At 32.3% G+C, this 23,362-nt stretch carries 20 protein-coding genes and 1 riboswitch; of the genes, 7 read left to right on the top strand and 13 right to left on the bottom strand.

Annotated features, from left to right (window positions below; genetic code table 11):
• Window positions 1-19: 19 nt before the first annotated feature.
• Together JN168_RS02110 and JN168_RS02105 are read left to right on the top strand one after the other, a co-directional pair.
• Window positions 20-1,450 (top strand): 6-phospho-beta-glucosidase, encoded by a 1,431-nt coding sequence (locus JN168_RS02110; RefSeq protein ID WP_042740305.1) that lies wholly within the window; start codon window positions 20-22, stop codon window positions 1,448-1,450.
• Between the two features lie 17 nt (window positions 1,451-1,467).
• Window positions 1,468-2,922, top strand: coding sequence for a glycoside hydrolase family 1 protein (locus JN168_RS02105; protein WP_042740306.1), 1,455 nt, complete (start codon window positions 1,468-1,470; stop codon window positions 2,920-2,922).
• Window positions 2,923-3,159: 237 nt separating this feature from the next.
• Here JN168_RS02105 and JN168_RS02100 read toward each other — a convergent pair whose 3' ends face one another.
• From JN168_RS02100 to JN168_RS02080, 5 genes are all read right to left on the bottom strand, one after another.
• Window positions 3,160-3,819 (bottom strand): NAD(P)H-dependent oxidoreductase, encoded by a 660-nt coding sequence (locus tag JN168_RS02100; protein WP_229366544.1) that lies wholly within the window; start codon window positions 3,817-3,819, stop codon window positions 3,160-3,162.
• A gap of 155 nt (window positions 3,820-3,974) precedes the next feature.
• Window positions 3,975-4,775: a Cof-type HAD-IIB family hydrolase gene (locus JN168_RS02095; RefSeq protein WP_042740308.1), complete on the bottom strand. Its 801-nt coding sequence runs from the start codon at window positions 4,773-4,775 to the stop codon at window positions 3,975-3,977.
• A 136-nt stretch (window positions 4,776-4,911) separates the two neighbouring features.
• Window positions 4,912-5,442, bottom strand: coding sequence for an NAD(P)H-dependent oxidoreductase (locus JN168_RS02090; RefSeq protein WP_042740309.1), 531 nt, complete (start codon window positions 5,440-5,442; stop codon window positions 4,912-4,914).
• 98 nt (window positions 5,443-5,540) lie between these two features.
• Entirely contained in the window at window positions 5,541-7,067 is a 1,527-nt protein-coding gene (locus tag JN168_RS02085) for a sodium:solute symporter family protein (protein ID WP_042740310.1), read from the bottom strand.
• Window positions 7,068-7,098: 31 nt separating this feature from the next.
• Window positions 7,099-7,980: an N-acetylneuraminate lyase gene (locus JN168_RS02080; protein WP_042740311.1), complete on the bottom strand. Its 882-nt coding sequence runs from the start codon at window positions 7,978-7,980 to the stop codon at window positions 7,099-7,101.
• 196 nt (window positions 7,981-8,176) lie between these two features.
• Between JN168_RS02080 and JN168_RS02075 the strand changes: the two genes are divergently transcribed.
• Window positions 8,177-9,046 (top strand): ROK family protein, encoded by an 870-nt coding sequence (locus tag JN168_RS02075; RefSeq protein ID WP_042740312.1) that lies wholly within the window; start codon window positions 8,177-8,179, stop codon window positions 9,044-9,046.
• Window positions 9,047-9,380: 334 nt separating this feature from the next.
• Here the strand turns inward: JN168_RS02075 and JN168_RS02070 are convergent, their stop codons facing one another.
• The gene (locus JN168_RS02070) at window positions 9,381-10,178 is read right to left on the bottom strand and encodes a MurR/RpiR family transcriptional regulator (RefSeq protein WP_042740313.1); all 798 of its coding nucleotides are present in this window, start codon (window positions 10,176-10,178) and stop codon (window positions 9,381-9,383) included.
• Window positions 10,179-10,335: 157 nt separating this feature from the next.
• Here JN168_RS02070 and JN168_RS02065 point away from each other — a divergent pair, with 157 nt between their 5' ends.
• Window positions 10,336-11,007: an N-acetylmannosamine-6-phosphate 2-epimerase gene (locus tag JN168_RS02065; protein WP_042740314.1), complete on the top strand. Its 672-nt coding sequence runs from the start codon at window positions 10,336-10,338 to the stop codon at window positions 11,005-11,007.
• A gap of 315 nt (window positions 11,008-11,322) precedes the next feature.
• On the opposite strand, the gene srtA is transcribed toward JN168_RS02065, so the two are convergent.
• Complete coding sequence (srtA, locus tag JN168_RS02060; protein ID WP_042740315.1) at window positions 11,323-11,898, bottom strand: class A sortase SrtA; 576 nt, start codon at window positions 11,896-11,898, stop codon at window positions 11,323-11,325.
• A gap of 292 nt (window positions 11,899-12,190) precedes the next feature.
• Here srtA and JN168_RS02055 point away from each other — a divergent pair, with 292 nt between their 5' ends.
• Window positions 12,191-12,700, top strand: a complete 510-nt coding sequence (locus tag JN168_RS02055; protein ID WP_042740316.1) for a GNAT family N-acetyltransferase — start codon at window positions 12,191-12,193, stop codon at window positions 12,698-12,700.
• Between the two features lie 336 nt (window positions 12,701-13,036).
• Here the strand turns inward: JN168_RS02055 and thiC are convergent, their stop codons facing one another.
• The 3 genes from thiC to JN168_RS02040 form a co-directional block, all read right to left on the bottom strand.
• Window positions 13,037-14,773 carry a phosphomethylpyrimidine synthase ThiC gene (thiC, locus tag JN168_RS02050; protein WP_042740317.1) on the bottom strand — a complete coding sequence of 579 codons (1,737 nt, stop codon included), beginning with the start codon at window positions 14,771-14,773 and terminating at the stop codon, window positions 13,037-13,039.
• A 106-nt stretch (window positions 14,774-14,879) separates the two neighbouring features.
• Window positions 14,880-14,980, bottom strand: a riboswitch (TPP riboswitch).
• Window positions 14,981-15,128: 148 nt separating this feature from the next.
• Window positions 15,129-16,031, bottom strand: coding sequence for a phosphatase PAP2 family protein (locus JN168_RS02045; RefSeq protein WP_042740318.1), 903 nt, complete (start codon window positions 16,029-16,031; stop codon window positions 15,129-15,131).
• Between the two features lie 368 nt (window positions 16,032-16,399).
• A complete protein-coding gene (locus JN168_RS02040; RefSeq protein WP_042740319.1) occupies window positions 16,400-17,077 on the bottom strand; it encodes a haloacid dehalogenase type II in 678 nt (225 codons plus the stop codon).
• Between the two features lie 265 nt (window positions 17,078-17,342).
• On the opposite strand from JN168_RS02040, the gene JN168_RS02035 reads away from it, so the two are divergent.
• Window positions 17,343-17,609 carry a hypothetical protein gene (locus JN168_RS02035; protein ID WP_042740320.1) on the top strand — a complete coding sequence of 89 codons (267 nt, stop codon included), beginning with the start codon at window positions 17,343-17,345 and terminating at the stop codon, window positions 17,607-17,609.
• 575 nt (window positions 17,610-18,184) lie between these two features.
• On the top strand, window positions 18,185-20,296 hold the full coding sequence (locus JN168_RS02030; RefSeq protein WP_042740321.1) for a helix-turn-helix domain-containing protein: 2,112 nt from the start codon (window positions 18,185-18,187) through the stop codon (window positions 20,294-20,296).
• Between the two features lie 207 nt (window positions 20,297-20,503).
• Here the strand turns inward: JN168_RS02030 and JN168_RS02025 are convergent, their stop codons facing one another.
• The 3 genes from JN168_RS02025 to JN168_RS02015 are packed head-to-tail and all read right to left on the bottom strand — an operon-like array spanning window position 20,504 to window position 23,279.
• On the bottom strand, window positions 20,504-21,964 hold the full coding sequence (locus JN168_RS02025; RefSeq protein WP_042740322.1) for an ABC transporter ATP-binding protein: 1,461 nt from the start codon (window positions 21,962-21,964) through the stop codon (window positions 20,504-20,506).
• 9 nt (window positions 21,965-21,973) lie between these two features.
• Window positions 21,974-22,693: an energy-coupling factor transporter transmembrane component T gene (locus tag JN168_RS02020; RefSeq protein ID WP_042740323.1), complete on the bottom strand. Its 720-nt coding sequence runs from the start codon at window positions 22,691-22,693 to the stop codon at window positions 21,974-21,976.
• Between the two features lies 1 nt (window position 22,694).
• Window positions 22,695-23,279: an MptD family putative ECF transporter S component gene (locus JN168_RS02015; RefSeq protein WP_042740324.1), complete on the bottom strand. Its 585-nt coding sequence runs from the start codon at window positions 23,277-23,279 to the stop codon at window positions 22,695-22,697.
• Between the last annotated feature and the right edge of the window lie 83 nt (window positions 23,280-23,362).

Genomic DNA, 23,362 nt, shown 5'->3' with positions numbered 1-23,362 from the left:
AAAAAATGGAGGTTTCTATATGTCTGTATTAAATAAAGATTTTTTATGGGGTGGCGCAATCGCTGCTAATCAAGTTGAAGGCGCTTATAAAGCTGATGGTAAAGGGTTAAGTTTAGTTGATTTATTACCTGCTGGTGATGAACGCAAGGAACCATTATTTAACCCTGCAAATGCACTTAATCAACAATTTGATTATTATCCTAGTCATGAATCTATTGATTTTTACCATAGATATAAAGAAGATATTAAATTATTTGCTGAAATGGGATTTAAAGCTTTACGACTTTCTATTTCATGGCCAAGAATCTTCCCGAATGGCGATGAGAGTGAGCCTAATGAAGATGGCTTAGCTTTCTATGATGAGTTATTTGACACACTTGAGCATTATGGTATAGAACCCATTGTGACAATCAACCACTTTGATACACCTTACTATTTAGCAGAACAATATGGTGGTTGGTATAACAGACAAACCATTGACTACTTTGTAAATTATGCAACTGTGCTTTTTAAACGCTATAGCAAGCGTGTTAAATATTGGATTACACATAATGAAATCAATATGATATTACACATTCCATATATCGGTGGTGGTTTAATTATCAAGGATACCGATCATAAAGAACAAATCATGTATCAAGCTGCACATCATCAACTAGTTGCTTCTAGTCTTGCAACAAAAATTGCAAAAGAGATTGATCCTACCAATCAAATCGGTTGTATGCTAGCAGCTGGCGATGTCTACCCTAATACATGTAACCCAGTAGATATCATGGCTGCACTTAAGAAAAATAGAGAACAGTATATTTTCATTGATGTACAAGCACGCGGCGAGTATCCAAGCTATAGTAAACGTCTTTTCGATGAACTTGGCATCAACATAAACAAAGCTGTAGGTGATGATGAATTATTAAAACAGTATACTGTTGATTATATTTCATTCTCATATTATTCAAGTAGACTTGAAAGTGGTGATGATGAAGTCAATAAGCATAAAGAGGCAGGCAATGCTTTCGCTTCTTTAAAAAATCCATACTTAGAAGCTTCAAATTGGGGATGGCAAATCGATCCCGTTGGTTTGAGAGTTACTATGAATCAAATTTATGACCGATATCAAAAGCCTCTATTTATCGTTGAAAATGGATTAGGAGAAATTGACGAGGTGTCTGAAGATGGAAAAATTCACGATTCATACCGTATTAAATATTTAAGTGAACATTTAACACAGATGAAAGAAGCAGTAAAGGATGGTGTTCCATTACTTGGCTACACATCATGGGGATGTATCGATATCGTTTCTGCTGGCAGTGGCGAAATGAAAAAACGCTATGGTTATATCTATGTTGATAGAGATAATCGAGGTAATGGTTCGCTAAATCGTATTCGCAAAGATTCATTTTACTGGTATCAAAACGTAATTAATTCGAACGGTGAGGACTTATCATATTAATAAATGGAGGTAATACAATGAAGCAAATGAACTTGAATTTTCCAAATAACTTTTTATGGGGAGGAGCAACTGCAGCCAATCAAATTGAAGGTGCTTATAATTTAGATGGTAAAGGGATGTCTACAGCGGACTTTATAGAATTTATCCCTAAGTCACAACGCACTAAAGATAATGAGATGGAAATTACTTCTGACAAAATTAAACAAATCAAAAATTCAAATTATCAAGGCCGTTTCCCTAAACGTGACGGCATTGATTTTTACCACACTTATAAAGAAGATATTGCTTTATTTGCTGAGATGGGTTTCAAAGCGTTTCGCATGTCGATACATTGGTCTCGTATATTCCCTAATGGTTATGATACAGAACCTAATGAGGCAGGCCTCGCCTTTTATGACAAAGTATTTGATACATTATTATCATATAATATAGAGCCCGTTGTAACGTTAAGTCACTATGAAACACCTATTGGCCTAACTGAAAAATACAATGGCTGGGTAGATAGAGCTGTAATTGATCACTTTGTAAAATATGCTGAAACAGTATTTACACGCTATAAAGACAAAGTTAAATATTGGATATCATTTAATGAAATCAATATCATCAATCTTTCACCATACACAGGTGGTGGCATATTATCTGACCGCGAAGATAATCCTCTATCTGCATCATATCAAGCATTACATCACCAATTTGTAGCTTCATCATTAGCAACTAAAAAGTTAAAGGAGATTATTCCTAATGCACAAATGGGTTGTATGTTAGCTAGAATGAAACATTATCCTAATACATGTAACCCTGATGATGTATTAAAAGCACAACAAGATAATCAAGCTAATTTATTATATACAGATGTACAAGCTAATGGTGAGTATCCTAATTATTTCAACAAATTTTTAGCAGAAAATAACATATCTTTGAAGATTACTGATGCTGACTTAGCAATTATCAAACAATATCCCGTAGATTATATTTCATTTAGTTACTACATGTCACTACTGTCTTCAACAGAACCTGAAGGTAAAACAACAAATGGAAACTTGATGAACAGTTTAAAAAATCCTTATTTAGAAGCTTCTGATTGGGGATGGCAAATTGACCCTGTTGGTCTCAGAATCGTATTGAATGAATTTTGGGATCGCTACCACAAACCATTATTTATTGTTGAAAATGGTTTAGGTGCTGTCGATGAAGTAAAAGATAATCAAATTCATGATCAATATCGTATAGATTATTTACAACAACATATTACTGAAGCTAAAAAAGCAATTCAAGATGGCGTGAACTTAATCGGATATTTAGCTTGGGGTCCCATTGATTTAGTTTCAATGTCCACGAGTGAAATGTCAAAGCGCTATGGATTTATCTATGTCGATCAAGACGATTATGGAAATGGTAGCAAACAACGAATCAAGAAGGACTCATTTGATTGGTATAAAAACGTTATAGCTACTAATGGCAATAATTTATAAAGTCTAATGCGTGTTTCCTTTAAATAAGGTTAAACAAATCCTATTATTTACACAACAATAAATCAGCTGAGACGTATTTGAAGTCCCAGCTGATTTTATTTTTATTAAATTCAAACTAACTTAATATACTAGAAATTTAATTTTTTTATCCAATATCAAATATACCAACTTAAGACATACTTAATAATCATAGGTCTTATCATTATTAAGTATGTCTAAAATAATTGGCTAAACGAACTATTCTAACCATTCAATAACGTCTGCTTGTGATTGGCGAACCTTTGGCTTTGGTTCCGTCTCTCTATACCCAAAAGCAACCATAACGGATGGTGCAAAATTTGCTTCGTCTAATATACCTTCATCTGATAATAACTTTGTTACACCGTCTAAATCAAATCCTTCAATCGGACATGAATCTATATTTAACAAAGCAGCACTTGTCATCATATTACCCAATGCGATATATGTTTGTTTACGCGCCCAGTCCAATAATGTACGTTCATTGTCATTGATGTGGAAACCTGTTTGGAAGTTATCAAATTTTTCTTCTGTTGCAGGAATCGACTCTGGGCTATATTGTTTCACTTCACGTAATAAATGCTGTACATAAGGAGACTTAGCTACGACATTCTTGCGCGCTAAAATTAATACAAAATGGCTTGCTGTATCGAGTTGTCCCTGTGCGCCCCAACTGATTTCCTTTAGTTTATTACGGAGTGCTTTATTTTGTATAACTACAAATTTCCACGGTTCAAGTCCAAGTGAACTCGGAGAAAGTCGTCCTGATTCGAGAATTGTATTAAATTCCGAATCACTGATTGATTTTGTTGCGTCGAACCGTTTTGTTGCATGTCTAAAGTTGAATGCTTCAATAATTGTATCTTGCATGTGAGTCATGATTACTTTGCCTACCTTTCAAATTGAATACTATTATAGTTTTCAGTATAAGCTACATAGAAACGTAGATTAAAGTAATATGTTTATAATGTATTAATTCATGTAATGATAAATAATTAGAAAAATATAATCTATTAATTATATATTACTGTTACTTATTGCTCTAACACTTTATCCTCTATAACAGTTAATACACCTTGTTCATCATTTGTTGGTGCCACATAATTAGCAACTTCAAACAATGTTTTATCATGACTATTTTTCATTACATAACTATGTTCAGCAAGTTGTAACATGTCTAAATCATTATTCGCATCACCAAAAGCCATGAGTTCTGTTGCTGAAAAATTCCATTTCTGTAATAATCGCTCCAAGGCATAGCCTTTCGTTATACCAGGAATAATTAAATCAATACTATCATGACCACTTGAAACCAGTTTCAGTTCATCTACAAATTGTTGAGTTAACTCATCATCAAGCATTGGATGAGTATCTCTATTTATATCTAAAGCAACTTTAACAAATTCATCCTCCGGTAAATCTTGAAATGAGTCAATTTCTTGTAATTGATGATAATAAAATCTAACAACATCTTTGAATATTTCAGGCGTATCCTTTAATATGTATGCACTTTTCAATCCACATACGATTAAATTTTTAATACCACGTTCAATATTTAAGTAATCTATTATACGTTGATATAGCACTCTATCAAACGAACGATAATCTAATAACTGATCACCTTCGTAAATGACTGCTCCATTTTCTGCTACAAATAACATATCTCTTTCACCAAATATTGATTTCAATTTAGCATATTGATTGCCGCTCGCTGCAATAAACTTAATCCCTTTTTGCTGAAGTTGCTGATAAATGTATTCAAATCTTTCTTTATCATAATTTTTCTTACTATCTAAAAATGTACCATCCATATCAACTGCTATTGCTTTTACCATCTATTTTCCCCTCAAATCCTTTGTTATATAATACCTACATTATATCTATAATCTAGATTGAATCATAGTGAATTGAGACAGTTACATATAGAAAAAAGGCCCATGATTTTGATTCATGAGCCTTCTTAAAAAAATGTTATTTATCAAGTTGCTTAATAAATTCAATATAATCTTTCGCATTTTCTTCAACTTGGCTTGGCGTAATATTCAAAGCACCATAAAGTTTATGAATACCTGCAAAATTAGCTTTAACGAAACGTGTCGTTGCTATCATCGGACTTAATAATGTTTCAACTGAATATTTAACATTTCCCTCTGATGTATAAGATTCTGGTGCTGAACCAATAGACACAGCAATAGCAAAATCTTTATCTGCTAATGCATTACCTGTAGAACCATAAGCCCATCCATAAGTGAATACTTCGTCTAAATATTGTTTAAGCATTGGCGGACTACTGTACCAATATAATGGATATTGGAAAATGATACGGTCATGTGCTTCTAATAGCTTTTGCTCTCTTTCAACATCAATCTTACCGTGTGGATATTCAGGATATAATTCATGAATTGTCACTAAATCTTCTTGCTCAGACAATGCATCGCGCCACTTTTTATTCACTGTAGAATTGGTGATATCTGGGTGTGCAATAATTACTAATGTAGACATTATTCAGATTCCTCGCTTTCAAACTTTCATTAATAGCTATATCTTAACGATTACATTATGAAATTGAAAATAATATGCCCCATCAAAGCTTATAATCGTCACTCAATTTTTGTTTTAGAAATATAAGTTGTTTGTGCATGTCTGTCATAAATTGTCAGTCCTTGAATGTCTTTAGATGCCCCTGGCACCACAATACTAATTAAATAAGAAAAGACAAATGCGATTGCAAACGACAGAATAGATACAAAGAAGGGTGAATTCCCTCCGCCAATACCATTAAATAAGTAGGCAAAGAGAATGCCACAGATTAATCCACAGATTACACCAAATGTGTTCGTACGTTTTGTAAATATTCCTACAGCAAAGATACCAGCAAGTGGCACACCTACGAGACCCGTTACTAGTAAGAATAAATCCCACAAACCATTAGAATTAGAAATGATAAGATAAATTGACATACCATAACCGAATAATCCTGAGACGATTATCATCCAACGTGCAAATAACACTTCCTGTTTATCACTCGATTTTCCAAAAAACCTATGCTTAATATCTACAGAAATACATGCTGAAATTGAATTCAAACTCGACGATATTGTGGATTGTGCAGCTGCAAAGATAGCAGCAATTAATAATCCTGCAACAAAAGGTGGCATTTCAGTTAATATAAAATACGGCACAACAGAAGATGTATTAAAGTCTGATGGCAAGTTAGCTTCATGATTGTAGAATGAATATAACATTGTTCCCATTCCATAGAATAATGGCGCAGAAATTAATGCTAAAATACCATTCATCCAAAGTGATTGTTTCGTTTCTTTCATAGATTCTGATGCCTGATATCTTTGTACAACATCTTGACTTGCAGTATATTGATGTAAATTATTAAAGATATTACCTAAAAAGATAATTGGTATTGATGCAGCTGCTGCATTTACCTTCCAATTATCAGCACTAATAATCTTCTTATGTTCAATAGCATCATTAACAAGTGTACCGAATCCGCCTTGAATATGTGTTACCCCTAGAATAATAATCGCAGCCGCACCACCTAGAAGAATGACACCTTGGATAAAATCACTCCACACCACTCCTTCAAAGCCACCTAAAAATGTATAAAGTATACACAATACCCCTACTAAAGAAGCAACGACAATCGGATTCATATCTGAAACAGAAGTAATCGCTAACGTGGGTAAGTATATTACAATTGCTACACGACCTAAATGAAATAATACAAATAAAAGTGATCCTATCACACGTACACTCGGACCAAACCGAGCCTCTAAATATTCATATGCGGAAGTAACCTTTAACTTTTTAAAAAATGGCACATAAAAATAAATAAGTAGCGGTATGATTGCAACAATGGCAATGTTGCCCGCAATGTACGCCCAGTCCGTCAAAAATGCTTTTTCGGGAGTCGACATAAACGTAATTGCACTTAAAGTTGTTGCATAAATTGAGAAACCAACTGCCCAAGACGGCAATCGACCACTTGCGGTAAAGAAACTATCTGTATTTTGACTTGCCCTTTTAGTAAAATAAGCACCGATTAACAACATGACTACGAGATAAATAATAACTGCTATCCAATTCCAAAATCCAAATCCAACTTGATGCATACACTTCAACTCCTAACTAGATGTCTTAACCTTATAACGAATATGCCTTAATTAATTGATCGAGTTTATTTCTGTGTCGCTCATCAAATGGTTTAAATGGTTTCTTCGGCAGTCCACTGTCGATACCACGTGTCTTTAATACTTCCTTCAATGTAGGATAAATTCCTAATTCTAATACCGTCTCAATAATGTCATTTGATTCATGTTGCAATTGATATGCTTCTGCCACATTACCTTGGTGCACAGCTTCAAATATTTGTCTAGCACGCTTACCATTGATGTTATAAGTAGAACCTATCGCCCCATCAACACCGGAAATAGCAGCTTGAACCAACATTTCATCAAATCCTGAAAGAATCAACTTATTTGGGAAGGCTTTTCGTATACGCTCTAACAAATAAAAATTAGGTGCTGTATATTTAACACCAATAATTCGTTCATGATTAAACAGAGATTCAAATTGGTCAATTGAAATATTAACACCTGTTAAATCTGGTATTGCATAAATGATTAGGTCGTTTTGTGTTGCCTCTATTAAATCAAAGTAATAATCTCTAATTTCCTCAAACGAGAAAGGATAATAAAAGGGTGTAACCGCAGATATTGCATCATATCCTAATTCAGTGGCATACTTCCCTAACTCTATAGCTTCTTTAAGATCCAAAGATCCTACCTGAGCAATCATCTTAGTATCATCAGTAACAGCATCTTTCGCAATTTTAAATATTTGTTTCTTTTGATCTGTGTTTAATAAAAAGTTCTCCCCAGAGCTTCCATTAACATATAATCCATCTAACTGTTCAGTTTCAATTGCATTTTTTGCAATTTCTCTTAAACCATCTACTTTAATGTCTCCATTTTCATCAAATGGAACCAATAAAGCGGCAAATAATCCTGTTAATTCTTTTTTCATAACACAACTAACCCCCAATTTATTAATAAATATGACTAATATGCACAATTACAAAATGTCTAAAATTACTATTTACAACTCAAATTGTAAACGCTACCATAATGAGTATCAATAGATTATTGAAAAATATAACCATTTATATCATGTTTTAATGAAAAACATTTTCAAAAATCATTTTAAAGAAGGAGTGACTCTTATGATTTCTTATAAAATAGCAGTAGATGTAGGTGGCACATCTATAAAGGCGGCAGTGATAAATGATCATCAAATAATAGATCATCTAATTATTCCAACTCCTGATAATCAAAATGAACTGATTATTGATTGTGTTATACATTTAGTGGAACAATTTAAAGTACAATATAATTTAAAGGAATTGAATGTTGGTATTTCTACAGCTGGTGTTGTGAATGAGGTGAATGGGGAAATTGTGTATGCGGGTCCCACTATACCTAATTATAGTGGGACAAATTTTAAAAACGTGTTATCCCCTCTCAACGCTAAGGTACATGTCTATAACGATGTAAATGCTGCGCTATTAGGAGAATTATCACAATATAATTACGATTACGACAATATATTTTGTCTGACGATTGGAACTGGAATCGGTGGTGCTTTTTATTCGAAAATAGGTAACTTGTATAGTGGAGAAAGGCATCGCGCAAATGAGATTGGTTACTTACTTTACCATCCAGAAGAAGGAACAAACTTTGAGCAACGTGCATCAACAACTGCACTTAAGTCACAACTGTCAGCAAATTTAAATTTTAAGAATATTAATGTACCATTCATCTTCAAATATGCTCATGAAGGTAATCAAGAAGCTCAGAAGCTACTGAATCGTTGGGGACAATCAGTAGCAGAAGGTATAGCACAAATTCAAATTATATATGATCCAGGTCTTATTTTAATTGGTGGCGGTATTTCTGCTCAACAAGATAAACTTTTGTCTTTTATCGTTCCACATATAACAACTTATTTACCACATAATTATGGCCATGCGGTCATACAGACAATGCAATGCCAAAATGATGCAGCATTATTTGGAGCGGTTGCTAAATTTTAACTGAGTAATATTTGTTTTTCTGATACTTTGTTTATATATTCGCTAGTTAGATTATTCAGCTAAATACTGGCGCTTTATTTAATGTTTTGATAGACAAGTATTACAATCAAGCAGGGCATAGATAAAAAGGGCAGCATTATGCTGCCTCTCTATTAATTCCAAGCAATACTAATTCACTTTGATTGTTTCATTACATTATCATCATTCGAAGTACTTTCTTACTATTACTTGATAGTTGCGACATGTCGATTCCCATGGGACTAACACATGATGGGAATTGTTTATTAGCTGAGGACACTCGTGGCAGGCGTGCTTCAAATCTAGCTATAACACACTACGCATCTAATATTACTTTCTTTGTATTCTGATAAACTTGATGCATATAATCATCATCAAGCAACAAATAACTGACAATATCAATCAAAAATAATGTTGCGATTTGAGTATTTACAAATCTACTATCATTGATTCTAGATTGATCAGTCGTAATTAATACCAAATCTGCACATTCAGTTATTGAACTGCCCTCATAATTAGTGATTGCTACCACAAATGCCCCATTATCATGAGCAATTTTAGCTGCAGCAATCAATTCTACAGTTTCACCACTATTCGAAATAGCTACAAACGTATCAGATTGCGTCAATAACGAAGCAACGATCTTCATTTGATGTGCATCGGTTGATACATTCCCCTTTAAACCCAAGCGCATCATGCGATAATAAAATTCTGTTGCTGACAGTCCAGAACTACCTAAACCAGCATAAATAATTTGCTTACTTCGATTAATCTGATTAACAAAACGCTTAATTTTTTCATCAGAAATAAATTCACCTGTTTGTTGGATAATATCTTGATGATATTTGTGTATACGCTGAATCAATGGACTATTTTCGATTTCCCTATTGGTCATTTCTTGTTGCAAATTAAATTTTAAATCTTGGAAATTTTCATAATCTAACTTATTACTAAAACGTGTGATTGTTGCTGGCGAAGTTCCTATTGCATAAGCAAGTGAATTAATTGTAGAAAAATCATCATTAAATTCATTATTTTGAATAAACTCTACGATTTGCTTATCTGTCTTGGTAAAACGTTGGCGAAAACGTTGCACTCTATTTTCAAACTTCACTATATGACCACCCTTTTCAGTTAATTTTCTCTAGTATAAATGAAAACATTTTTCATAACAAATATATCTATTGATTAATAATTTCTCGATGTTATATTAAACCTATCAGTAATATTCTGTTAAGAAAAAACTACTAAACGTTATGGAGTGTGTCATTATGTTACCTCAAGGTTTAATTGTTTCTTGCCAGGCTTTGGCAGATGAACCCTTATATTCATCGTTTATCATGTCTAAGATGGCATTAGCTGCTTATCAAGGTGGCGCTGTTGGTATTAGAGCAAATTCAAAGGACGATATTATCGCAATTAAAAAGGAAGTTGATTTACCTATTATCGGGATTGTTAAAAGAGACTATCCTGATTCAAAAGTCTTTATCACTGCAACACGTACTGAGGTAGATGAATTACTCGACAGTGGTTGTGACGTAATTGCTTTAGATGCTACAGCCCAACCACGTCCCAATGAATCTCTTGCGGATTTAGTTAAATATATCCGTAATAAAGCACCTCATATCGAAATTATGGCAGATATTTCAACGATAGAAGAAGCCCAACACGCCGATGCATTAGGTTTCGATTATATTGGTACAACATTACATGGTTACACTGAATATACACACGGACATGTGCTATATGAAGACAACTTCCAATTTTTAAAGGATGTATTATCCAATGTACATGCAAAAGTCATTGCAGAGGGTAATGTTATCACACCAGAAATGTTACAAATTGTTGATAGACTCGGGGTACATTGTACTGTTGTAGGTAGTGCAATCACGCGGCCTAAAGAAATTACGCAACGTTTTGTTAATGTTTTAAAAAATGAATAAATATATAACAGACGCGTCTGAGACATGCCATATGCCTGATACATAAGGCACCTTGTTAATTTAGTACAGAATGCATATTAAATTATACGAAAGCGCCTTATTTTTAAGGTGTATTAATATATAATCACATATAAATTTGGTGTGTTTTGGCGAGACTCCTGTGGGAACAGGACAAGCTGAAGACTACAGGCTGAAGCTGGCCCCTAGGAAAGCGAGCCAATAATACGAAATAATAAATAAAAAGGCACTCAGATAAATTGAATTCAATCATCTGAGTGCTATTTTTTGGAATTTGTATTCCAGACTCGTTATGCTTTATACTGCTTTAGCAATAAATATTTTGCGTTTTTCCCATTGTCCTGTCTTTTTATTATAATCATCACAAGTAATTAATGTAAGTTGGTGTTGCTTTGATTGTTGTTCATCTAGCACTTTCACATCACTAGGTTTCACATCATAAATTTTTGAGATTTTGTACTTTCGCTTATCCTTCCCAACTTTAAAGTTAACGACACTGCCTTTATGTGCTTTAGGTAAATTTGAAAATTGATACGTATCCGAGCCTTCGAAAGTATGACCAGCTATAGCTATATTTTGATCATTTAATGATTCGTCTGCTTCAACTAAACTAATGCCTCGATCTAATTGTTTCGGGGTAGCGGGCCCTGGAAATACTGGCGCTTTAATTTTAGCATCAGGCACTTCAATATAGCCTACCATTTTAGATTTATCTTTGGGAATCTCACCAGAAAATTGTTGTTTTTTATCGTATTCCGTTATTTTATCTTCATCGGCTTTCTTTGTTAAATAATTATCAATATGAGGCTTAGCTAAAAAGTAAATTGCAATTAAAATAAAAATGACACCAACTATCCTTAGTAGCTTATTCATTTCTTTTATACTCCTTTAATGTTAGCACTTATATTTCAGAATATAAGTATAGCACAATACATTTAGAATTGGACTAGTCCATATGTTATTTCGCATTCCAAATATTTAAATAAATGAGGAGAATTTTTACAACAATACATTGCAGAACTTAATAATTAAGTGTTAAATAGTATTAAATCACTCATCGTAAATATCTTGGTTTAACTAAGTGTTTCATATTAATTATGAATGCCATACTTTTATAACTGTGATAGTGATTTCTAATTTACTTTAATATAAGGTGGGATGCGCTATGATACGTCATGCTAAGCAATCAGATTTACCGAATATACTAGAAATATACAACGATGCGATCTTGAATACTACCGCTGTTTATACTTATAAACCTCAAACTTTGGCATCACGTGAAACTTGGTTTGAAAATAAACTTAATAAACAAGAGCCTGTTCTTGTATACGATGAAAGAGGTGAAGCGATAGCCTTCGCTACTTATGGTACATTTAGAGATTGGCCCGCTTATCAATATTCTATTGAACACTCTATTTATGTAAATAAACATCATAGAGGAAAAGGGATTGCATCACAATTGCTGGCTGAAATCATCCAAACTGCTCGTAATAATGGCTATAGAACACTTGTTGCAGGCATTGACGCTACGAATGATTATAGTATTTACTTGCATAAAAAATTTAAATTCAAACATTCTGGAACCATTCAAAATGTAGGTTATAAATTTGATAAATGGTTAGATTTAGCATTCTATCAATTAGATTTAAATCCTTCTCAAAGTACGAAACATTAATTTGTGCTATATACATTCAGACTTTTAGCTAGAAGATTTACTTTACAATATTTATATTATTATCTCACTTTCCTAAGATGCCGTCTCAGCCTCGGCCTTCAACTGACACTGCTTCCTTAGGAGTCTCGACCTAATACTTCTCAATATTTTATACCGCTATTATTATATAATTTATAATGCGCTGTGGTTATATTTGAGTAAAGCTCATTTTCTTTTGGGATCATAAAAAGCTCCCTTCAAAGTTTACGTTTTTCAGTAACTACTTTAAAGGGAGCATCACTTCATAGCATAGTTCTCTTATTTTAAGAATGGGAATTTTCGCCCAAAACTCTATCTCTAACGGTAAATCCTACTACCTTTTGAAACAAATTCTTCAGACTTTTGTTTCAATCCTTCTTCTTTTAAATCATTGTGCTTTCTTAAATCGTGAGAGATACGCATCGAACAGAATTTAGGCCCACACATACTGCAGAAATGGGCAACCTTTGCTGCTTCAGCAGGTAGTGTTTCATCATGATATGAACGTGCCTTATCAGGATCTAGCGACAGATTAAATTGATCGTACCATCTAAATTCAAATCGTGCTCTACTAATTTCATCATCTCTTTGTTGTGCTCCTTTGACACCTTTTGCCAAGTCAGCTGCATGTGCTGCAATCTTATACGTGACAACACCTTCTCTCACATCGTCTTTATTAGGTAATCCCAGATGCTCTTTTGGAGTAACATAACAAAGCATTGCTGTACCATAACTAGCAATTTGGGCTGCCCCGATTGCAGACGTAATATGGTCATAGGCTGGTGCAATATCTGTTGTTAATGGACCTAATGTGTAAAAAGGCGCTTCTTGACAATGGAAATCAGCTAAGTCTTGATTTTCCTTTATTTTATGCATCGGAACATGTCCTGGCCCTTCAATCATCACTTGTACGTCATATTCCCAAGCTATTGCAGTTAATTCCCCTAATGTCTTTAATTCCAGAATTTGGCTCTCATCATTTGCATCATATATTGACCCGGGTCTTAATCCATCTCCAAGAGAAATTGCAATATCATAACGGCTCATTATTTCACAAATTTCTTCAAAATGTGTATATAAAAAGCTTTCTTCATGATGCGCTAAACACCATTGTGCCATGATAGATCCACCTCTTGAAACAATACCAGTTAATCTATCCACTGTTGTCGGGACATAACGTAATAATACGCCTGCGTGTATCGTGAAGTAGTCAACGCCTTGTTCTGCTTGTTCAATTAAAGTATCGCGATAAATTTCCCAAGTTAAGTCCTTAGCAGAACCATCTACCTTTTCTAATGCTTGATAGATAGGCACAGTGCCAACAGGAACAGGGGAATTTCTCAATAGATATTCTCTCGTAGCATGGATATTTTTACCAGTAGATAAATCCATAATCGTATCTGCCCCCCAATGAATGCCCCAAACCAACTTTTCTATTTCAGCTTCTATAGAAGAACTGACTGCCGAATTACCAATATTAGCATTTATTTTCACTTGAAAGTTTTTACCTATAATCATTGGTTCTGATTCAGGGTGATTGACATTATTAGGAATAATCGCACGTCCTCGTGCAATTTCTGAACGCACATATTCAGGTGAGACATCTTCTCGTTTAGCTACAAATTTCATTTCTTTCGTGATAATACCTTGTTTCGCATAATGCATTTGTGTAACATTTTGTCCTGTTTTTGCCTTTTTCGGTTGATATTTAAATGGTGTCTCGACAAATTTTTTATGATTATTAGATTTAAATCCGTTATCCAGTGAGACAATTTTCCTACCTTCATATTCCAATGTATCATTTCTATCTTCTATCCATGGTGTTCTTAATTTGGGTATACCTTTTTGCACGTCAACTGTATAACTAGTATCATGATATGGACCTGCAGTGTCATAGACTAACACCGGTTTGTTAACCGTTGTTCCTTCTTCTGTTACTGTTGGTGAAAGTTGTATCTCTCTAAATGGAACTTGAATATCTGAATCTTCTCCACTCACCCAAATCCTTTGACTTGATGGAAATTGCTTTTTTAATTCTATTTTTTCTTGTTTCATAAAAAAAACTCCTTAGCATTTTATTATTGCTAGGAGACCTGGTCGAAAATCACATATTTAGTGAAGCGACAGTAAATAAAAATCTACTCTATAGACTTTCCATTTATACTGTACTTTTCTGCTTCCCTACGCTGGTACTAACCAGATCAGGTTCAAAGGGTTGAGACTAATGTCTCTTTCAGCTAACAAGCACCCCTAGCAATTCTTATTAAATTCTAAATTAAACTTAACACTAATAAAAAATAATTACAAATAAATTTGAAAATTAATATAAACATAATCTAATACAATAAGTACCTAGGATTCTGTTTAACAAACAGAATCCTAGGTACTTATATTAATGTTCTGTTCTATTTTAATGTAAGTGTTTTGCATTCCATTTATAAATCATATAATCTGCTGCTATCATCAATAAAGTAATTAATGTAAAGGCCATGGTTACATCGCCTAAGAAATGTGCACCAATACGTAAACGACTCACACACATGATAATAGTAAACATAAATGCAATAATAAACATACGCTTTTGGGCAACACGTGTTTTAAAGTAAAATGCCCAAAACATTAAATAAGCCGCATCAGTTGTATGACCAGATGGAAATGAACTGTGACCAGTATTACCATTGATTGTAAGCCAATTTGTAAAATGTGCGCCGTCATGACCAATTTCATAAGGTCTTGCTCGCCCCCATAATTCCTTCAAACTATCAATCGTTTCTAATCCTACTAATAATACAAAAAAGCTAACAAATGCAACGCGAACTAATCTTTCTATCTCTGTTTGAGTCACTTGTTGTAACCAAAATTTTGTAACAAATAATGTAATTAACATAAGTAAAATGAATGTGATTAAGAAACTTAGCCCCATTGGTAATGCATTACTGGTATCACCTTCATTACTAGCCACACCTAATGGCTTATGTCGTTCAATATTGTCCATTGTTGCAAAGATATATTTAAATGTTTCAGATACCAAAGTATTAGCTTTTATCAAAGTATAAATAAAAGATAAAAATAAAATGATATATTTAATCAATTTACTTTCAAACTTTGAAAACACATAAAAATTCAAAATAATCATTGAAAGAATCAAAATAACAGTTGGCGGAAAAAGACCTAAATCTTGAAATACTGTCCCAAAGATTGAATTTTGATTCATAAAATGTTTAGATACTGGCAAATCAATAAATAAAGCGAGTACTAAAATAATGCAAAATACAGGTAATGCAATTGCTGTGAACCTTTTTGAAATAACCATGATGCCCTCCTAATTAATATCTTTTAATAATAATTTTAATAACTATTTTATTATTCATGAATTTTATTACTGCTTAACCATACCCATTTTATGCTTATGTATGTTTGAATTAACTAAAATTTTCATGATCTTTGTAGAGATAACTGCAATCTTTTTATATTATTGGAAGCCTAAATTCCATAGTGAAATTCTAAATGTGACATAACTGTTAGGTCACAATATCATTTATTCATGATATATTATTTGTGTAGCGAATATAGTTTTTTTAATTTTAAAGTTCTCCTTATTTTTATAAGCATATTTAGCTTCGCTAAATATAAAAAAAGCAGTAAATTCATGTCGACTTAAACATGAATTTTACTGCTTTTTTATTTATGATTTAACTCTAGCCATTTCACCATTTCGCTCACATTACTTACCGTTATCGTTGGTGTTGGACCGTTTACATCAAACTTTTTATTTGTTCGATTTACCCAAGCTGTATCAAATCCAAAGTTACTAGCACCAGTAATATCCCATGAGTTTGAAGAGACAAATAATATATCTTCTCTATTCATATGATAATACTCTAATACAAGTGCATAACTTGCAGCACTCGGTTTATATTGTTTAATTTCATTAACACTAATAAGTGTGTCGATATAACCACCTAGTTCTGAATTATCTATGAGTGGCATTAACATATTATCATTACCATTTGATAGTATACCTACATCAATATTTTTATCTCTTAAATTGGCTAATGATTTAGGTATCTCCTTGTAATAATTTAAATTAAAAAACGCTTCAAACAATCTATTAATATCTTCTCTATTATATTGAATATCATAAACATTTAAAGTATGTCGTAGTGAGTCTTTCGTCAATTCATCAAAAGGGATATATCTTTGCATAACCTGCCTCATAAACATATGTCTTAATTGAGTCTTTTGCCATAACTTAGTAATCTTTGTTGCAGTATCTTCATCAAACTCAATCATTTCATTTTTTAATGAATCCATATCAAACAAAGTACCATACACATCAAAAATAATAGCCTTATACATACTTTCCCTCCTCTGCAACTCCATAAAAATGAAACTTACTTATTATTTTACACAATAAACACACATTCAAAACAATTTAGAATTAAATTTGTTTACGAATCTTGTAATTTTAGTTAATTTATTATCAATAAATATTATATTTGTTCGACAACCACTCTGTATACCACCTAATTATTGATTGTAAATTTTATGTAAATTATATTAAACCAAGCTTTAAATCATTGATTAGTTGGCAATATAAAAGTAAGAGAGGAGGCTGGTTGTTATGAGAAAAATATTTTTCGTCGATTTGTTTAACCTCTTTATTATTACGCTCGGATACATGACGCTTATCTCATTAACGCTACTTGCATTTGATCTTTTTGAAATTAAAACAACCGGTTCAGTATTTTTAGAAGGCTTAAGTTCTATTACAATTTTTAAAATTTATAGCAATTCCATCTTCAATGGTCTATTTACTCTATTCTTAGTCATTACGATTATTTTATTTCTTTACAAAGCATATGATCTATATAGAAAAGACAGCAAATAAATCTTATTATAAGTTTTCTCATTCGTTTAATCTGACAATTCGTGTACCCTTAATAGCAAACAGCTCAGTTAAAGCCCAGAATAAATTAAATAACAAAATAATTGTATATTGTATTAGAAGATTATTAGTTATATAATATTGTGTGAGGATGTATTTTATGTGTTATAAACGGCTATTTAACTTGCCATCTATCATCATAGTTATATTCCATTCCCAGAATTAAACTTTATGCACCCATTTAAACAAAGTAAATAACACAACATTCTCAGTATAACTTCGTTCCTATGGACGAAAATAATAAGAGATCTAAAGTCACTTTCAGGCAGTGTTTTTAGATCTCTTTTTTTATCTTTTAACATATTAATGCTAAGATTATACGTTTATTACTACACCACTTCAAATTATTATTAATTTACTTACAATTTTTGAAAAATTCTCCGCAAAAGTGCTATTTATTAATTTATATCGTCACTTTAATAATAATGTGGGATTATCATTCTTTTTTCTTATTACAGATGTACAATGATTTTATTACTATTAACTGATAGTTCTAATTTCTGACTTAGGTGGTATTTATGATTAGCTCATTAACTGTAAGAAAAGATTATTCAACTGAATTTACGCGCTGCATAAACCAAATTATTATACTACTTCCATTAAATAAACCATGTAAGGTTAATTTAAATGGGATTATTTTGTCCGTTGATAATGGATTAATTATAAATAATTCAGATTTATATCAAATGATTAAATTAGATGATGTTGTCGAATTAAAGATTCCACTTCCCATATTTTTTGAACAAGAGCAATTTTTATCCAATTGTTATTTTGATTTTGCACAAATTCGTAATACTGATCAATTCAGAACTTTGGTATTACAAATTTTATATAATGAAGCCTATTTGACCAATGGTCAGTTACATTACGTAGCAGACATTGTTGATTTTTTGTTAAAGGAAGCCAAAGTCACATTACATACTACTTATGTACCTACTTTACGAACCAAAAATTTACTGGCACAAAAATTAATTCGCTACGTTAATTTAAATATACATGAGCATTTAACTACACAAGATGTCTCAAAAAAATTCTTCATTTCACAATCATATATTTCTATTATGTTCTCAAGAATGCTCAATATAAATTTTAAGTTTTATGTATCATCCTTAAAAGTCGCATTATCCTTGTATGATTTAGTACAACATAGTAAATCTATACATGAGACTGCAACACATTTTAGCTTTACTAATGTGAGTACCTATTCAAAGCATTTTAAAAATTTTGTTCATATGCCTCCAAAAAAATTTATTTATCACTATCGTAGTATGAAAGGCGATCACCCTGTCAAAATTCATACAGACGTTGAATATATTTCGAAATATTTATCTCAACTAAAACAGAATATTAAATTAAAGAACAATGTAATTTCTAATATAAATTTAGATGACTTACAATTTAACAATCACTTTGAACCGATGGTTAACGTGATTCAACTAAACAATTTATATGAACTGATTAATTTTTCAGAAAGCCATTTTGAGTCATTGATTGCGGAAAATTTCTCGAAAGTGAATTTACACATTCATAATGTAGACATTAAATATCTTAATAATTTAGAGTTACAGAAATTGTTAAATATTATCCAACGGTTAGCAAGTAATGACTTTAAAGTTACATTAACCGTTGCAACTGTTGATCATTTCCATTCCATACATAACGCAATTATCAGGCCATTGGCCAAAACAGATAAACGCCAATCTATATTAAGGTATTTGACATTGATATTTAATCCTGCAAATTGGGAAGACGAATACTTCCAATCTATCATGCAATTACTAACTCAGAGATATCGCAATATGGGCATAGGTATTGTAATAGATAATCTTTTAACTGAATATCAAACGATACCTGAAATAATCAATGCAATCACAATGTATCCTGCAACTAATTATTATATTAATAGTGATCTCAAGTTATTTCACGACTTAATTCACAACAAATTTATTCAGCCCTGTTCTGACTTAAAGCAAACATTTATGCAATTTATTAGCTATCTAGTACCACATTCAAATAAGTTAATTATTAACAATGTGACTTATAGCAGTTTATTAAAATACTACGAAAATAGTATAAGTGAATCACATATATTATTATCTCGCCTTTTATTAGACTTAAATGGGAAAATAGCTGGAATCGGCTTTCCACTTTATGCAGCTGATGATGATCAGGTCATGCTTATAGATCAACATCAAAATACGATGCCAATTGTTTATATTTATAGTTTATTAGCACCATTTATTGATCAATATATATTGCGCTTACCAAACGGCATTGTTTGTAAGGTGAATAGTGATTTTCATATGTTACTCATTAACAAAAATAATGCATTAACAAATACAGCGCCTTTAGTTATGTCCGTTACGACACCTTATACAAATGAGTATTTTGTATTTAATAGAATTTTAAATCCTGAACACGGATTGATTACGAATATGATTTCTGCGCAATTGAACCATACGTTTATTGATCCACAAGTATTACAACAAATAAATCAATCTAATCATCCTTTAGCTACGTTAACTTTGCATAGCAATAAACTACCATTATCTATTTCATTAGAGACAGCAACGATACAATATATGATGCTATCTCCAAATAATGACGGAAAACATCATAACTTAAACTAATATTATCGCGTTGCACACATGACGCTATACATATTAAAGATCAACCAGAGGTTAAATGATTTTGGCCATACATCAAATAGATGTAGCTAAGTTACGCCAAATGTTTAAAAACTGATTGATCTTTTTAAATTTAATATTTGCTTTTATTTTTGCAACACAGCATGTACCAAGCATGCTATTTGTACTTTTACTACAATAGGCTCATGTTTATAATCCAATATAATGGGCTAACCTATCACGATTGAGCGGATTATTGTCGCAGTAATCTATGATTTGGCCATTTTCCATTGTAGCGATGTGGTCTGCACAATACGTAACAAATTCGAAGTCATGCGTAATAATTATTATCATGTGTCCAGATCGTGCTAATTCATTCAGTAATGTACTAAGCTTGCGCATATTTCTTCCATCTAATCCACTCGAAGGTTCATCAAAAATTAAAATCTTTCTATTAGATTCTAGTGCACTTGCAATCGCTAAGCGTTGCATTTCACCACCTGACAGAGATAATGGGTGTCGTTCAATATGTTCAGAAATGCCTAGTTCGCGCAAACGTTTGACTATTTGATCTTCAGCTATAGAATCATTACTTAATCGTAGTTCCGCTTCAATACTTTCGGTAAACAATTGATTGTTTACATCTTGGAATACTTGAAATACCATTTTTGCCAAGTCTTTGGCATTAAGTGATTGATCATCTATTGTTATTTGTGCATTCATCTTACGTTCTAGTCCTGTTAAACATCGTGCTAAAGTTGATTTACCTGCACCATTCTCTCCAATGATTGCTGTTATTGCTCCAAACTCTAATTTAACTGGATTTATGTTTAACACTAGACTTTGTTGTCCTTGGTATTTAAATTGCAATCGCTCAATATTAAGTGTGCGATATCCTTGATTTTTTACACATTTAAATTGTAATTGTTCTATCGTTGTACTTCGCAAACCATATTGCTGTATATCTTCTGTCGTCAGTTGTTTAAATGATTGATTGGTCAATTCATTTACTATACGACCTCGTTCCATAATGACAAAGGTATCGACAATATCAATCATATAATGTAATCGATGTTCTGCAATAATGATTGTTTTCCCTTCAGCTTTCCAAATCTCTAGCATGCGTGTTAATTTCTTTATTGCCTTAATATCCAGATTCGATGAGGGCTCATCTAAAATAATACATTGGTGCCCAGTAATATAAACACTTGCACAGGCGATCAATTGCTTTTCCCCACCTGACAACTTAAAAATAGAACGATCCAGTAATTGTTCTAATTCAAATTTCTCAACACTCTGTGTCAGGCTCTCTACAATCTGAGATGCTGGTAGTCCTATATTTTCTGATTCAAAAGCTAGCTCACGTGTTGTATTTAAACAAAAAAACTGTGTCCTAGGATTTTGAAATACGGTACCATACCAACGTGAAATATCATCCATTGATTGATCAAATAGAGATTGATCATCCACTTTAATCACACCAGATATATCACCTTGAAAAAAGGTTGGAATGATGCCATTTAACAAACGTATTAATGTAGATTTTCCACATCCGGAAGCCCCTGCTAAACAAATGACTTCACCTTTATTAATATTTAAATTTATATCCTTTAATTGTTTCATACCATCCGTCTGTTTATAGCTGAATGATACATCTTTAATTTCAATCATATTTATCCCTCATATTACATAATAAAGTATACCTAATAACATCATTACAATGATGACTATCCAATCGACTGCCCTAATGGTTAAAGTAATCATGTTTGTTCTAGCGTGTTGTAATGTTAAACCTCTAGTAATTGAAGCCATCGATAACTCGTTACCAATTTTTATCACACTGTTTAATAAAGGTACTACTCTAAATTCTAGATACTTTAACGGATGTAGCAGGGCGTACTTATAATCTATACCACGCATTTTCATTGCACGCTTTATCGCTTGTCCTTCCTCTTTAATCGTCGGTATAAACCTAAACATAACTGATAAAGGTATCGTCAATTTTCGTGGGCAATGCATTTGTTCTAAACTAGTGATAAATGTTGCTACTTCTGTCGTCTTCAAAATATAATAACCCATTAGTAGTGCTGGTAAAAATCTTGTAACGATACCAGCAGTTATAAATAATATAAGGGTATATATAGGAGCGTAATTAATATAAATCACCGATTCTACCATCCATGCAACCATGATAATACTTGCGCACAATATACTTTGTATAAATTTTTTAATTGTTAACAATAATACTATCGGTAATAACATCACCAAAAGTCGTATATAAATTGCAGGAACAGCTTCACTTCCTGTTAAACTTATAATTGAAACAATGAACATAAGACACATTTTAGTTCTTGGATCTAATAATAAACTTCCTTTGTTTATATCCATAGTTTTATTCATATTAAATAATACCTGCGCGTTTCATATGCTTCTTCAATATTTGTGTTGCTATCCAGAAGCCCGCCCATGAACCAATCAATGTTGCTATGACAATGATAGGAATCATCTGTATTGAGAATATGCTTGCAACAGTACTTTCATAGGCAATACCATATTTTTGCTGTATAAATTGCAAATAATCATTTCTCATAAAGTAAAACGGCAACAAATTCCCAATTGGCCATAATGAAAATACCATATAACCAAGATAATTTAGCTTTAAATTTTTATATTTACCCCATGCTAAAATACAGTCGGCAATTACAATTACTGGAATGCTGAGCACTAAAGCAATCCAAGGATGACCCATTACAGCAAGAATCAAACAAATCATACTGCCACAAATTGTTACTGCGCCGAACTTTTGCGTCTTCGTGATTAATAACAAAATAGGTATCCCACCAATCAAACCTATCATTGCAGGCAACAATAGCATAAATATCGGAATAATACCCAAGATACCTGGCGGTGCAATAAAGATAAAATACACGGCAGTAAATAATCCAATATTAATTAAATCTTTCACATCGATGTTAGACTTTTCCATTTATAAATCCCTTCAATCATTAATTTAAGTACATTTTTATAAATTATTTATAGTATTATTAAAACCATACTATAATTGAAAAC

The sequence above is a fragment of the Staphylococcus gallinarum genome (assembly GCF_029774255.1).
In the GTDB taxonomy this organism is placed as follows: domain Bacteria; phylum Bacillota; class Bacilli; order Staphylococcales; family Staphylococcaceae; genus Staphylococcus; species Staphylococcus gallinarum.
Note: the sequence above shows the minus strand (reverse complement) of the source record. Positions and strands in the feature narration are given on the sequence as shown.

Coding starts and splice junctions, on each gene's coding strand:
- JN168_RS02085 (WP_042740310.1), bottom strand. CDS start 7,067: ATGCATCAAGTTGGATTTGGATTTTGGAATTGGATAGCAGTTATTATT.
- JN168_RS02030 (WP_042740321.1), top strand. CDS start 18,185: ATGATTAGCTCATTAACTGTAAGAAAAGATTATTCAACTGAATTTACG.
- JN168_RS02065 (WP_042740314.1), top strand. CDS start 10,336: ATGTTACCTCAAGGTTTAATTGTTTCTTGCCAGGCTTTGGCAGATGAA.
- JN168_RS02110 (WP_042740305.1), top strand. CDS start 20: ATGTCTGTATTAAATAAAGATTTTTTATGGGGTGGCGCAATCGCTGCT.
- JN168_RS02025 (WP_042740322.1), bottom strand. CDS start 21,964: ATGATTGAAATTAAAGATGTATCATTCAGCTATAAACAGACGGATGGT.
- JN168_RS02095 (WP_042740308.1), bottom strand. CDS start 4,775: ATGGTAAAAGCAATAGCAGTTGATATGGATGGTACATTTTTAGATAGT.
- JN168_RS02040 (WP_042740319.1), bottom strand. CDS start 17,077: ATGTATAAGGCTATTATTTTTGATGTGTATGGTACTTTGTTTGATATG.
- JN168_RS02100 (WP_229366544.1), bottom strand. CDS start 3,819: ATGACTCACATGCAAGATACAATTATTGAAGCATTCAACTTTAGACAT.
- JN168_RS02035 (WP_042740320.1), top strand. CDS start 17,343: ATGAGAAAAATATTTTTCGTCGATTTGTTTAACCTCTTTATTATTACG.
- JN168_RS02075 (WP_042740312.1), top strand. CDS start 8,177: ATGATTTCTTATAAAATAGCAGTAGATGTAGGTGGCACATCTATAAAG.
- JN168_RS02090 (WP_042740309.1), bottom strand. CDS start 5,442: ATGTCTACATTAGTAATTATTGCACACCCAGATATCACCAATTCTACA.
- JN168_RS02045 (WP_042740318.1), bottom strand. CDS start 16,031: ATGGTTATTTCAAAAAGGTTCACAGCAATTGCATTACCTGTATTTTGC.
- srtA (WP_042740315.1), bottom strand. CDS start 11,898: ATGAATAAGCTACTAAGGATAGTTGGTGTCATTTTTATTTTAATTGCA.
- JN168_RS02080 (WP_042740311.1), bottom strand. CDS start 7,980: ATGAAAAAAGAATTAACAGGATTATTTGCCGCTTTATTGGTTCCATTT.
- JN168_RS02105 (WP_042740306.1), top strand. CDS start 1,468: ATGAAGCAAATGAACTTGAATTTTCCAAATAACTTTTTATGGGGAGGA.
- JN168_RS02015 (WP_042740324.1), bottom strand. CDS start 23,279: ATGGAAAAGTCTAACATCGATGTGAAAGATTTAATTAATATTGGATTA.
- JN168_RS02020 (WP_042740323.1), bottom strand. CDS start 22,693: ATGAATAAAACTATGGATATAAACAAAGGAAGTTTATTATTAGATCCA.
- thiC (WP_042740317.1), bottom strand. CDS start 14,773: ATGAAACAAGAAAAAATAGAATTAAAAAAGCAATTTCCATCAAGTCAA.
- JN168_RS02055 (WP_042740316.1), top strand. CDS start 12,191: ATGATACGTCATGCTAAGCAATCAGATTTACCGAATATACTAGAAATA.